Consider the following 11,798-nt stretch of genomic DNA (forward strand, 5'->3'; position numbering starts at 1 on the left):
GACCGCAGCAGCCAAACCACCTACCCCCCACCGCAATCACGACCCCGCCGCCACCCGCCCACCTGCCGCCCGCAGCCGCCCCAGCGGCCCGGCCACCTGCGGGCGGCATTCGGAGGGTCCCCCGTGCACCACCACCGCCCGCACCACCCCCCACCACGCCGCCTCCGGCAACAACCAACCCCCGCAATCAAGCCCCCGCCTCCACCGCCGCCACCCGCAGGGCCTCCGCCACCCGCCCGGCTGCCTCCGGCTGCGGCCCCGGCATCCGGGCCAGCTGCAGGCGGCGCTGTTCCGACGGTCCGCCGCGCACCGGCAGCACCCGCACGCCCGCCGGCGCCACCGGGGCGAGTGAGGCGGGCGCCGTCGTGATGCCGCATCCCGCCGCGACCAGCTGCAGCTTCGCCAGCCAGTCGCGCGCGGTGTGGGCGATTTCGGGGCGCTCGTCCAGCCCCGGCCAGACCCCCATCACCCGATCGTCGCCCGTGCCCGCGATCCATCGCTGCCCGTGCAGGTCCGCGATGTCCACGAACTCCCCGCGCGCCAGCGGGTGCGCCGCGGGCACGGCGACGCACAGGCCGCGCTCGACGAGCGTCCGCACCACCAGCGCCGGGGTTTCGCTGTCCGGCGGGCGGAACGGCGGCGCGGCCGCGATCACCGCGAGGTCCAGCGTCCCGGCGCGCAGCGCCCGCACCAGCGCCGGTGTGCTGCCCTCCCTGGTCACCACGCTGATCGCCGGGTGCGTCTCCCGCAACGCGGCCAGCGCCCGCGGCACCAGTCCGGCCCCGGCGCTGGCGAACCACCCCAGCCGCACCACGGCGTGCTCGTCCGGCAGTCCGGCCAGCTCGCGTGCGGTGGCGTCGATCTGGTCGATGACGCTCGCCGCGCGGCGCACCACCACCCGCCCGGCCGGGGTGAGCCGCACGCCGTCGTGGCGGCGCTCCAGCAGCGGCGCCCCCGCGGCGCGTTCGAGTGCCGCGATCTGCCGGGACACCGCGGACTGGGTGTAGCCGAGCGCGGTCGCCGCGGCGGTGAGCGTCCCCCGCTCGGCCACCTCGCGGAAGACCCGCAGCGCGGTGAGCGAAGCATCGGTGAAGGCCATGACGAACAGGAATACCCGTAGTGATCTTCTTTCGCTACCCGGATGGCCGCGGCGAGCCTAGCGTCGGGCCCATGAGCAGAGTCGCGGTAGTCACCGGAGCCACCCAGGGGCTCGGCCTCGCACTGGCCGAAGGCCTCGCCCAGCGTCTGTCCACAGCGGACACCGTGTACCTGACCGGTCGCGACGCCGACCGGGTCCGGCAGGCCGTGGACGCCATGCCGGCCGGCGGCGCGCGCGTCCGCGGCGAGATCTTCGACGTGGGCGAGCCGGATTCCGCCGCCCGCTTCGCCGGCCTGGTGCGGGAACGCCACGGCGGGGTCGACATCGTGTTCGGCAACGCCGTCATGCGCGTCGGCCCCGACGACGACCCGCGCGCGATCATCCGGCCCTACACCGAGGTGAACAACTTCGGCACGACGCGGCTGCTGCGGGCGTTCGCGCCGCTGGTGCGCGACCACGGCAGCCTCATCGTGGTCGCCAGTTCGCTGGGCACGCTGCACCACCTCGCCCCGGTGCTGCACCGCCGCTTCGACGGCCTCACCACGCTCGACGAGGTGGACGAGCAGGTCGCCGCGTGGCGGGACGCGGTCGAGGACGGCAGCGCCCGAGCCGGCGCGTGGCCGGGTTTCGTGAACATCCCGTCCAAGATCGCGCAGGTCGCGGCCGTGCGTGCCCTCGCCACACAACGCCGGGACACCGATCTCGCACGGGGGATCCTGCTGGCCGCGGTGTGCCCGGGGATGATCAACACCCCGACCTCCGCGCTGTGGTGGGACGTGCGCGACGCCCCGTCGCCCGCCCAGGCCGCGACGGCCCTGCTGGACCTCGTGCTGGAACCGGTGAAGCCCGAGCACTACGGCGAACTCGTGCGGTTCGGGCAGGTGGTGCCGTTCAATCCGGAAACTGGGCATCCCTAAAGTGCCCCGCATGAACGAGCACGTGCCGCTGGGCGGCTGACCACGGCCACGGCCCGGGACCGCGACGGGCGTGGCGAGCAGTACGCCGTCGTGTTCGCCGCGCCGGACGCGCAATGGCCGCAGGCGATGCTCGAAATCGCCTGGGCCCACCACTTCGCGCGGTTCTGGCGCTTCGACCAGACCGGCAGGCGGGACCGCGAGATCGAGTTCCGCCTCCTGCCTGACCGGCGGTTGTCCTGCCTGCGCTCCACCGCCTGGCACTACGCCGACCCGGACCAGGCCGAGTTCGACGAACGGCACGTCCACCACAGCGCGTCCGCGTTCCGCCCGGACGGCACGGTCCGCACCACCACCCGCATCCCCGGCGGCAGCACGAGCGAGACCATCGAGCGGAAACCGGCCGACGGCCTGCACATGCCCGCTCCCCCGTTCGGCGAGTGGGCGGACTTCCTCGGCCGGCCGGGACACGCGAGCACCACGGCCCGGACGAACCGGCCGACCCGCCATGGCGTCCCGCGGTCCCGCTCCGGCCGCGCCACGCGGACCTGCTCTTCCGGCCAGGACGCTGGTCGCTGCCGGACCGGGAGGTCGAGACCGAAGTACGCCGCGCCGGCACCGTCCGGCTGACCAGCGGCCGGGTGGTCGCCGCGGACCCGGGGTGGCTGGACGGCCGGGTCGAACCGTTCACCGCCACCGTCGCGCCGGGCGAGTACCCCGTGGACCTGGCGGTGGTGCGGTTCGCCGGCGATCCCGGCCACGAGCGCGTGGCCGCGGCCCGGCCGGCCGTCTCCGCGGAGCCCGTCGTGTCGTGGGAACCGGCGCTCGGACCGGGGCAGGATCCGCTGCTGCTCGGCGACGGGCGGTTCTACGGGTTCAGTGTGGACGCGGGCCTGGGGTGCTTCGTCGACGCCGACGCCCTCGGCGCGATGGAGGGCATCCTCCGGGAGTCGGTCAAGGACACCTTCGCCGGGCTCAGCGGCGGCTCGGCGGCGCAGGTGGCCGATCCGGCGTCGGGCGCCACGCTCGTCGGGTTCCCCAGCGGCTGGGGCGACGGCTCGTACCCGACCTGGATCGGCCGCACCGCCGGGGGCGCGATCGCCTGCTTCGTCGCGGACTTCCTCGTCCTGCGCGACGCGGAACCGGCCCCGGCGGCCGCCGTTCAGTAGCGGTAGGCGGTCGCCTTGCCGGTGGCGAAGGAGAACACGATGTAGCCGCCCTGGAAGTCGCTGCGCCGTCCGCCCGCGACGCCGTACTCGTCGCTCGTCGGGTAGCCCAGCCAGGACGTCTCCCAGCCCAGCGAGGCCCAGTGCGAGCGGATCACGCCGTAGATCGCGTGCGCGCCGGTGCCGGGCGACCAGTAGACGGATCCGCCGCCGCTGCCGTTGAAGTGGTTGTACCGCCCCACTCCGTCGGGGGTCACCAGCTCGTTCGTCGTCGGGTAGCCGAGCGGGCCCGCTTCCCATCCGAGCGCGCTCCACCGCGCCCGGATGGCGCCGTAGATCGCGCGGGCGCCGGTCCCCGGCGTCCAGTAGATCGAGCCGCCGCCGCTGCCGTTGAAGTGGTTGTACCGGCCCACTCCGTCCGGCGTGGCGCGCTCGTCGGTCGTCGGGTAGGCCAGCGGGCTGGTTTCCCACCCCAGCGCCGACCAGGTGTCGCGGATCGCGCCCTGGACCGCCTGCGCGCCGGTGTCCGCCGTCCAGTAGATCGACGAGTTCCCGGTGAAGTGGTTGTAGCGGCCCACGCCGTCGGGCGTCACCTTCTGGTCCGTGCGCGGATATCCGAGTCCGCTCTCCCAGCCGCGCGCGGCCCACTTGTCGCGGATCGGCCCGTGGATGCCGTGGGCGCCGGTGTCCGGGGTGAAGTAGATCGAGGCGTTGTCGCTGAAGTGGTTGTACCGGCCCACCCCGTCGGGCGTGCCGCGCTCGTCCGTCGTCGGGTAGCCGAACAGCGACGGCCCGCCCAGCGCGGTGAACGTGCCGTGGATCGCGCCGCGCACCCAGTACGCGCCCAGGTCCGAGCGCCACGCGATCGTCGAACCGCCGGCGCCGAAGGTCGTCGCCCGGCCGCCGCCCGGCCAGTCCGCCTCGACCGCGTACACCGGGCCCGCCGCGGCCGTGCCGACCGCGACCCACTTCTGGTGCACCGGGCTGGACCGCCAGTCCCCGGCCAGCTCCGTGGCGCGCGTGCGCAGCGCGGGCAGCTGGGCGTACCCGGCGTCGCCGGGGCACTCGGTGGCGCCGACGTCCCGGTGCCCGAACACGGTCGGCAGCGTCACCTCGGTGCCTGCCGGGTACTTCGACGTGCCGCCGCCCCGGCTGATCAGCGTGGTCGACCCGGACGGGTCGGTGTAGCCGTTGCCCAGCTTCCACGCCGTCAGGCGCGCCACCGCGTCCAGCGTCGCCTCGGTCGGTACGACCGTGGTGTACGTGCCGAGCATCGAGATACCGAAGGTGGAGGTGTTGAACCCGCCCGCGTGCGCGCCGATCGTGGGCAGGTTCAGCCCGCCCGCGCGGCCCTCGAACACGGTGCCGCACTTGTCCACCAGGGCGTTGTAGCCGATGTCGCCCCAGCCGTTGGTGACCGCGTGGTAGTAGTAGATGCCGCGCACCAGCTCCGCCGACTGGTCGCAGGTGTAGTCGTTGCTGTTGTCGGTGTGGTGCAGCGTCACCGCCTTGACGGTGGGCGCGTACTCCGGCGGCCAGGTCATCAGCGATTCGTCGGCGCCCCACTGCGCCCTGGTCACGACGGCCGGCATCGACGGCACGCCCGTGGCCTGCGCGACCATCGCGTCCGCCGGGGACGTCCCGGGGTCGACCAGCACGGCGGACAGCTCGGCGGTCACCGGGGCGCCGCCGCGTTCGGCGCGCACCTGCAGCCGGTCCGCCGGACCGGTCCAGATCGGCTCGGTGGTGGACGGCGCCGGTGCGCCGTCACGGCCGGAGTCCTGCCGGTCGACCGCGCGCCAGTCGCTCCACCCGCCCACCGCGGACCGCCACCGCACCGACACCGTGTCCGGCGCCGCGCCCCGCCAGGTGAGCCCGGCCAGCGAAAACTCCTCCTGCGCAGGCACTTCCCGCGCGCCCGGCGCCACCTCGGGCGCGTTCGCGAGCGCGACCGTCGACGCCTTCGGCGCGACCGGCCGGGCCGCGGGCTGCGCGGCGGCAGGCGCGGACAGCACGGCGACAGCCGCTGTCAGCACGCACAACAGGGATCCCCAGTGACGAGGGCGCACGCGAACTCCTTGGTGCAGGCCATCAACACAAACGCGAGGAGCCTACGCGACGAAACGGATCACCGGGACACAAAGATCCACGAATCTTTCACACCGGATCGCGCTGATCACGGTTGGGAAATCTCCGGCGTTTGTGTCCATAGTGGACAATTCCAGCCGGCCCGGGCGTCCCGCTCGCGACTCCCCGCCCTGACCGGGGTGCAGCCTGCCTGGGGACGCGGTGAGCGGTATGAACAATCACCCGAAGGGGCGGGAATCATTTCCGGGCCCCCGTTCCCGCAATTTCCCTACCCGCGCCCACCTGCGGAAACCTTCGCGTCCAGGCTAGCCTCACCTAATTCCGCCGAATTGCCGCGCGCACCGCCCGGTGGCATTGTCCTGGGTACCGAACGATATCCCACCACCTGTCGTGAGGAGCGGTAATGACCACCAGCACCGAGATGCCCGCCGTGGCCGAGTGCACCGTCACCGGGTGCTCGTACAACCACGACGGATGCCACGCCTACGCGATCACCGTCAGCGGCGAGAACGGCTCGGCGGACTGCGGCACCTTCGTGCCGCTCAACACCAAGGGCGGCCTGGACCGGGTCGTCGCGCAGGTCGGCGCGTGCTCGCGCGCGGACTGCACCTACAACTCCTCGCTCGAGTGCACGGCCTCGGGCGTCCGGGTGGGGCCCGGTTCCGGCGGTCACGCCGCGAACTGCCTGACCTACACCCCGCGCTGACCGCCCGGGGCGACGAGGGCACGGCCGCACGACGCGGCCGTGCCCTCGTGCATTTCCGGCGCACCAGGGCGAGAATCTCCCGGCGGGCTGTCGAGTCGCGGGCATCCCGTTCGTCATCCGGGAATGAGGACGACCGGGAGGACCGATGCGCTACCTGCTGATGATCTACAACTGCGAGCGGCCGGAACCGTCGGATCCGGGGTTCGCGGAGGCTCTGGCCAGGGTGAACGCCTTCGCCGACGAGTTGCGGCGGCGAGCGGTCCTGGTCGCGGGCGATCCGGTGCAGGACGTGCACACCGCCACGACGGTCGCCGTGCGGGACGGGCGGACGCTCATCACCGACGGGCCGTTCGTGGAGACCCACGAGCACCTCGGCGGGTACTACGTGCTGGACTGCCGCGACCTCGACGAGGCGCTGGAGCTCGCCGCGCTGTGCCCGCTGGCCGAGACCGGCACCATCGAGGTCCGGCCGCTGGCGCACGTGCCCGGCGTCGACCACAGCCCCGCCGGTGCCGTCTGACGTCGTCGGGCGCGTCTACCGGGAGCATCGCGCCCGGATGCTCGCCGCGCTCGTGCGGGTGCTCGGCGACTTCGAGCTGGCCGAGGACGCGCTGCAGGACGCGTGCGCGCTCGCGTTGCGCGCCTGGCGGGACACGGTCCCCGACGATCCGGTCGCGTGGCTGCTCACCGCCGCCCGCAACCGCGCCGTCGACCGGCTGCGGCGCGACCAGGTGGGCCGGGAGAAGGAAGAACGGGCCGGCTCGGGGCGGCCCGCGGTGAGCGAGCTGGGCGAAGACCGGCTGCTCGCCGTCGGCGACGAGCGGCTGAGCCTGATCTTCACCTGCTGCCACCCGGCGCTCGCCCCCGAGGCCAGGGTGGCGCTCACGTTGCAGGCGGTCGCCGGGCTGACCGCGGCGCAGATCGCGCGGATGTTCCTGGTGCCCGAGGCGACGATGGCGCAGCGGCTGGTGCGGGCGAAGCGGAAGATCCGCGACGCCGGGATCAGGTTCGCCGTGCCCGCCGACCACCTGCTGCCGGAGCGGCTGTCCGGGGTGCTGTCGGTGGTGTACCTGATCTTCACGCAGGGCTACACGGCGGGGCAGGCAGGCACGTTGCGGGCCGAGGCCATCCGGCTCGCCAAACTGGTCGCGGCCCTGATGCCGGACGAGCCGGAAGCGCTGGGACTGGTGGCGCTGCTCCTGCTGCACGACTCGCGGGCGGCCGCCCGCCACTCCCCCGCCGGCGAGGTGGTGCTGCTGGCCGACCAGGACCGAAGGCGCTGGGACCGGGCCGCGATCGCCGAGGGGGTCGGGGTGCTGGACCGCGCGCTGCGGCTCGGGGCGCCCGGCCCTTACCAGCTGCAGGCGGCGATCGCCGCGCTGCACGCGCAGGCGCCGTCCGCCGAGGACACCGACTGGCCGCGGATCGCCGCGTTGTACGCGGAGCTGCTGCGGATCGCGCCGTCGCCGGTGGTGGCGCTCAACCACGCGGTGGCCGTCGCCATGACCGACGGGCCCGCTGCCGGGCTGGCACTGCTGGACCGGATCGAGGGGCTCGACCACTACCACCTGCACCACGCCGCGCGGGCGGACCTGCTGCGGCGGCTCGGCCGCCCCGCGGAGGCCGCCGCGGCGTACCGGCGGGCGCACGACCTGGCGGCGAACCCGGCCGACCGGGCGTTCCTGGCCGCGCGGCTGACCGAGCTCGGCACGCTTCGATCCACAGAGGACTGACGCCGCCTGGATTGTCCCGCCGGGGAGGCGCCGCTACTCTCGCGGCCATGCATCCGTTCCGGGAAGCCGTGGAAGCACGCGACCAGACCCGCATGGCGGCCCTGCTCGCCGACGATGTCGTGTTCACCAGTCCGGTGGCCTTCAAGCCGTACCACGGCAAGACCGTCACCGCCGCGATCCTGCGCGCCGTGATGCGGGTGTTCGAGGACTTCCGCTACGTGCGGGAGATCGCGGGCGGGCGCGACCACGCGCTCGTCTTCGAGGCGACGGTCGACGGCAGGCAGCTCACCGGCTGCGACTTCCTGCACCTCGACGAGCAGGGCCGGATCGACGACTTCATGGTGATGGTGCGGCCGCTGTCGGCGGCCACCGCGCTGGCCGCCCGGATGGGCGAGCAGTTCGAGCGGATCAACGCGGAGGTCGCCGCCGAGCTCGGCGCCGGGTGAGCCCACCGGAGTGATGCGGGTGTGCGGTGGGACCGCCCGTACCGCCCCATGCGAGGTTCAGACCAAGTGCGGCAGCGTCAGCCGAGCCGGCGGGTCGTGATGTGCCCGCCGCGGTCGCGGCGAGGCAGGACCCGCTACTCGTAGGGCGCGCCGACGCTGAGCCGGATCACCTCCTCGGCCGGCGGCTCTTCGGCCGCCGCGCGCAGTTGCCTTTCTACCCGCTGGACAGCCTCGCGATCCACCACGGCGGGCCGGGCTGAGCCTGGTTGAACCGAGCCCAGCCGGGAAGCCCGAGTGGGAAACCCGATCGGGAGGCACCATGTCGCACACCCCCATCGCCGCCGGCACCGCCCGCACCGTCACCCAGACCGTCGCCGCGGTCGTCGCCGTCGTGTTCCTGCTCGCCGGGATCGCCGGGTTCATCCCGGGCCTGTCCACGCACTACGACCAGCTCACCGTCGCCGGCCACCACTCGGGCGCGATGCTGCTCGGCGTGTTCGCCGTGTCGGTGCTGCACAACCTGGTGCACCTCGCGTTCGGCATCGCGGGCCTGGCACTCGCCCGCACCGGGCGGGGCGCCCGCGCCTTCCTCGTCGGCGGCGGCGTCGTGTACCTGGTCCTGTGGCTGTACGGCCTGCTGGTCGACCACGGCTCGGGCGCCAACTTCGTGCCGGTCAACGACGCCGACAACTGGCTGCACCTCGGACTGGGGATCGGGATGATCGTGCTCGGGCTGCTCCCGCTGTCGGCGGGCCGCCCCCGCGCCGACACCCGCTGAGCCCCGGCCCGCCGCCGCCGACGGGTGGCAGGATGAACCCATGAGCAACGTCGAGGCGGACCCCGCCGAACTGGTGTGCGGCGACCTGCCCGCGCCCGCGCGCACCGTGACCGTGCTGACGCCCCGGGACGTCCCGCTGGGCGGACCGCGCGCGATGCGAGTGCGCCGCACCCTGCCGCAGCGGCAGCGATCCCTCATCGGCGCGTGGTGCTTCGCCGACCACTACGGCCCGGAGGACGTCGCCGCCACCGGCGGGATGGACGTCGCCCCGCATCCGCACACCGGGCTGCAGACCGCGAGCTGGCTGTTCACCGGCGAGGTCGAGCACCGGGACAGCCTCGGCACGCACGCCTTCGTCCGCCCCGGCGAGCTGAACCTGATGACCGGCGGGCACGGCATCGCGCACTCGGAGGTGTCCACACCGGACACCACCACGTTGCACGGTGTCCAGCTGTGGATCGCGCTGCCGGACGAGCACCGGCACACCGCGCGCGACTTCCGGCACTACGCGCCCCCAGTCGTCGAGGTGCCGGGCGCGACCGTCCGCGTCTTCCTGGGCAGCCTCGCCGGCAGCACCTCGCCGGTGCCGACCTTCACGCCGCTGCTCGGCGCCGAGCTGACCGTGGCGCCCGGCGCGCGCTTGGAGCTGGACGTGGACCCCGGCTTCGAGCACGGCGTGCTGCAGGATGCCGGCCGCGTGACCGTCGCGGGCACGAAGCTGACCAGTGGCGACCTCGCCTACCTCGCGCCCGGTGCGGCCGGCCTGGAACTGGTCAACGACGGCACCGGCCCGGCGCGGGTCCTCCTGCTCGGTGGCACGCCGTTCACCGAGGAGATCGTGATGTGGTGGAACTTCGTGGGCCGCACCCACGACGAGATCGCCGCCTACCGCGAGGCCTGGCAGGCAGGGTCCGACCAGTTCGGCCGCGTCGAGGGCTACCGGGGCGCGGTGTCCTGGCTGCCCGCGCCCGAGTTGCCGCACGCGCGCATCAAGCCGCGCCGGAACCCGACGGCGTAGCGCCGCTGCGGGTTTTCGGCTGGCCGCCGCAGGGTAGACAGCACCAGCCGCCTTGAGCACACAGGGCGGAGAGGGGTGGCGGCACGTGGACATGACGGATCCGGACCGCGCCGCGCTGGTGCTCGACTTCGAGCCCGACGCCGTGCCCCCGCTGGTCGCGGTGCGGCGCTGGGCGGCGTCGGCGCTGGCGGACCTGGGCGAAGACCACCTGACAGCGGTGCTCCTGGCCGCGACTGAGCTGGTCACCAACGCCTACGACCACGGCGGCGGTCCACGGCGGCTGCGGCTGCACCGGGACGAGGACCCCTGCCGGATCCACCTCGAGGTCGACGACGACTCCGCGCTGAAGCCGGTGCTGACGGACAGCACCCCGGGGGACCGGCGCGGGCGCGGCCTGCGCATCGTGAACGCGGTCGCCCACGACTGGGGCAGCAGGCACTCCCCGGACGGCGGGAAGACCGTGTGGGCGACCATCAACTGCGCCGTCTACGGCTGGGACCCCTGCCCCACCCCGCCGTCGCCCGAGGTGTGAGCAGCCCCGCTCGCGCCCGCCCGGATAACCTGGGTGCCATGACGGAAGCCGCGGTCACCCCGGACCCCGAGGTCGTCCGCGCGCTGCGGGCGCTGTCGAACCCGGTGCGCCTGCAGCTGCTGACCTGGCTGCGCGAGCCCGAGCGGCACTTCCCCGTCGACCAGGCGATCGCCGATCCGGCCGAGGTCGGCGTGTGCGTGAGCCACATCCAGGCCAAGGCCGGGCTGGCGCAGTCGACGGTGTCGGCGTACCTGGCCGAGCTGCAGCGCGCCGGCCTCGTGCGCGCCACCCGGGTCGGCAAGTGGACCCACTACAAGCGCGACGAGCAGCGCATCGCCGAGCTGGTCGCCGTCCTCGGCGAGACCCTGTAGCGCTCCGCTGCTCCCTCGTGCCGGAGCCCACACGCGATCATATCGAGAATCTGCGATACTTCGATCCATGGATGATCTGGGCACATTCGGCATCTACACCTTCGACTTCGAACACCAGCCCGCCGGACTGATGCGCGAGTCGGTGCGAGAACTGGAAGAGCAGGGCTGGCGCGCGGTCTGGTTCCCCGAGGTGGGCGGGCGCGAGGCCTTCACGCAGGCTGCCGTCCTGCTCGCGGCCACCGAGCGACTGCGGGTCGTCAACGGCATCGCGCAGATCTGGTCGCACCCGGCCCACTCCGCGCACGGCGCGGCCGCTCTGCTGGCCGACGCCTACCCCGGCCGGCATGTCCTCGGCCTCGGGTTCGGCGGCGAGCCGCACCCCGGCGTCAAGCCCCTCACGGCCATGCGCGAGTACCTCGACGAGTTCGACGCGCGGAAGCCCGCGGCGCCGATCCGCCGCATCCTGGCCGCCTACGGCCCGAAGATGCTCGAACTCGCCCGGGACCGCACCGCGGGCGCGCAGACCTACCACGTCAACGTCGAGCACACCGCGCGCGCCCGTGAGACCCTCGGCCCGGACGCGTTCCTGGCCGTCGAGCACGCCGTGCTGTTCGAGACGGATCCCGCGGTCGCCCGCGCCGTCGCGCGGGAACACCTGCACACCTACCTGACCACGCCGTACAACATCGCGAAGTTCCGGCGCCTCGGCTACACCGAGGACGACCTCGCCCACGGCGGCAGCGACCGGATCGTCGACGACCTCGTCTTCTGGGGCGACCTGGAGACCGTCACGGGCAAGCTGCGCCGGCACGTCGAGGCGGGCGCGGACCACGTCGCCGTGCAGGTCATCGGCATCGAACCGGGCGCGACCGCGCGGCCGTTCTGGCGCGAACTCGGCGAGGCGCTCCTCCGTTAGCGCGATTCCTGTGGACTTCCTCAGGATGGAT

14 protein-coding genes are annotated in these 11,798 nt (G+C 73.7%); 12 read left to right on the plus strand and 2 right to left on the minus strand.

What is annotated here, in order from left to right:
• Positions 1-187: 187 nt before the first annotated feature.
• Positions 188-1,099 carry a LysR family transcriptional regulator gene (locus tag ACCP09_RS37560; protein ID WP_027929645.1) on the minus strand — a complete coding sequence of 304 codons (912 nt, stop codon included), beginning with the start codon at positions 1,097-1,099 and terminating at the stop codon, positions 188-190.
• A gap of 71 nt (positions 1,100-1,170) precedes the next feature.
• Here ACCP09_RS37560 and ACCP09_RS37565 point away from each other — a divergent pair, with 71 nt between their 5' ends.
• From ACCP09_RS37565 to ACCP09_RS37575, 3 genes are all read left to right on the plus strand, one after another.
• Entirely contained in the window at positions 1,171-2,016 is an 846-nt protein-coding gene (locus ACCP09_RS37565) for an SDR family NAD(P)-dependent oxidoreductase (RefSeq protein WP_433753705.1), read from the plus strand.
• Positions 2,017-2,106: 90 nt separating this feature from the next.
• Positions 2,107-2,643, plus strand: coding sequence for a hypothetical protein (locus tag ACCP09_RS37570; protein WP_433753707.1), 537 nt, complete (start codon positions 2,107-2,109; stop codon positions 2,641-2,643).
• A gap of 11 nt (positions 2,644-2,654) precedes the next feature.
• A complete protein-coding gene (locus ACCP09_RS37575) occupies positions 2,655-3,182 on the plus strand; it encodes a DUF4241 domain-containing protein (RefSeq protein ID WP_433753709.1) in 528 nt (175 codons plus the stop codon).
• Here ACCP09_RS37575 and ACCP09_RS37580 read toward each other — a convergent pair.
• Entirely contained in the window at positions 3,176-5,248 is a 2,073-nt protein-coding gene (locus ACCP09_RS37580) for an N-acetylmuramoyl-L-alanine amidase (RefSeq protein ID WP_433753711.1), read from the minus strand. The genes ACCP09_RS37575 and ACCP09_RS37580 overlap by 7 nt on opposite strands.
• A 422-nt stretch (positions 5,249-5,670) precedes the next feature.
• On the opposite strand from ACCP09_RS37580, the gene ACCP09_RS37585 reads away from it, so the two are divergent.
• From ACCP09_RS37585 to ACCP09_RS37625, 9 genes are all read left to right on the plus strand, one after another.
• Positions 5,671-5,973 (plus strand): DUF1540 domain-containing protein, encoded by a 303-nt coding sequence (locus ACCP09_RS37585; RefSeq protein ID WP_020419862.1) that lies wholly within the window; start codon positions 5,671-5,673, stop codon positions 5,971-5,973.
• Positions 5,974-6,118: 145 nt separating this feature from the next.
• Positions 6,119-6,493: a YciI family protein gene (locus tag ACCP09_RS37590; protein WP_027929641.1), complete on the plus strand. Its 375-nt coding sequence runs from the start codon at positions 6,119-6,121 to the stop codon at positions 6,491-6,493.
• Positions 6,483-7,706 (plus strand): RNA polymerase sigma factor, encoded by a 1,224-nt coding sequence (locus tag ACCP09_RS37595; RefSeq protein ID WP_431903087.1) that lies wholly within the window; start codon positions 6,483-6,485, stop codon positions 7,704-7,706. The genes ACCP09_RS37590 and ACCP09_RS37595 overlap by 11 nt, the downstream gene beginning before the upstream one ends.
• Positions 7,707-7,753: 47 nt before the next feature.
• Positions 7,754-8,152: a nuclear transport factor 2 family protein gene (locus ACCP09_RS37600; protein WP_433753714.1), complete on the plus strand. Its 399-nt coding sequence runs from the start codon at positions 7,754-7,756 to the stop codon at positions 8,150-8,152.
• Positions 8,153-8,471: 319 nt separating this feature from the next.
• On the plus strand, positions 8,472-8,930 hold the full coding sequence (locus ACCP09_RS37605) for a DUF4383 domain-containing protein (protein WP_433753715.1): 459 nt from the start codon (positions 8,472-8,474) through the stop codon (positions 8,928-8,930).
• Between the two features lie 40 nt (positions 8,931-8,970).
• Positions 8,971-9,948 (plus strand): pirin family protein, encoded by a 978-nt coding sequence (locus ACCP09_RS37610; RefSeq protein ID WP_433753717.1) that lies wholly within the window; start codon positions 8,971-8,973, stop codon positions 9,946-9,948.
• A gap of 91 nt (positions 9,949-10,039) precedes the next feature.
• The gene (locus ACCP09_RS37615; RefSeq protein ID WP_037323465.1) at positions 10,040-10,480 is read left to right on the plus strand and encodes an ATP-binding protein; all 441 of its coding nucleotides are present in this window, start codon (positions 10,040-10,042) and stop codon (positions 10,478-10,480) included.
• A gap of 38 nt (positions 10,481-10,518) precedes the next feature.
• A complete protein-coding gene (locus ACCP09_RS37620; RefSeq protein WP_027929634.1) occupies positions 10,519-10,851 on the plus strand; it encodes an ArsR/SmtB family transcription factor in 333 nt (110 codons plus the stop codon).
• A 67-nt stretch (positions 10,852-10,918) separates the two neighbouring features.
• Positions 10,919-11,767, plus strand: a complete 849-nt coding sequence (locus ACCP09_RS37625) for a TIGR03620 family F420-dependent LLM class oxidoreductase (RefSeq protein WP_433753720.1) — start codon at positions 10,919-10,921, stop codon at positions 11,765-11,767.
• Positions 11,768-11,798 lie beyond the last annotated feature (31 nt).

Source organism: Amycolatopsis sp. 3B14 (assembly GCF_050958625.1).
Taxonomy (GTDB): domain Bacteria; phylum Actinomycetota; class Actinomycetes; order Mycobacteriales; family Pseudonocardiaceae; genus Amycolatopsis_E; species Amycolatopsis_E thermoflava.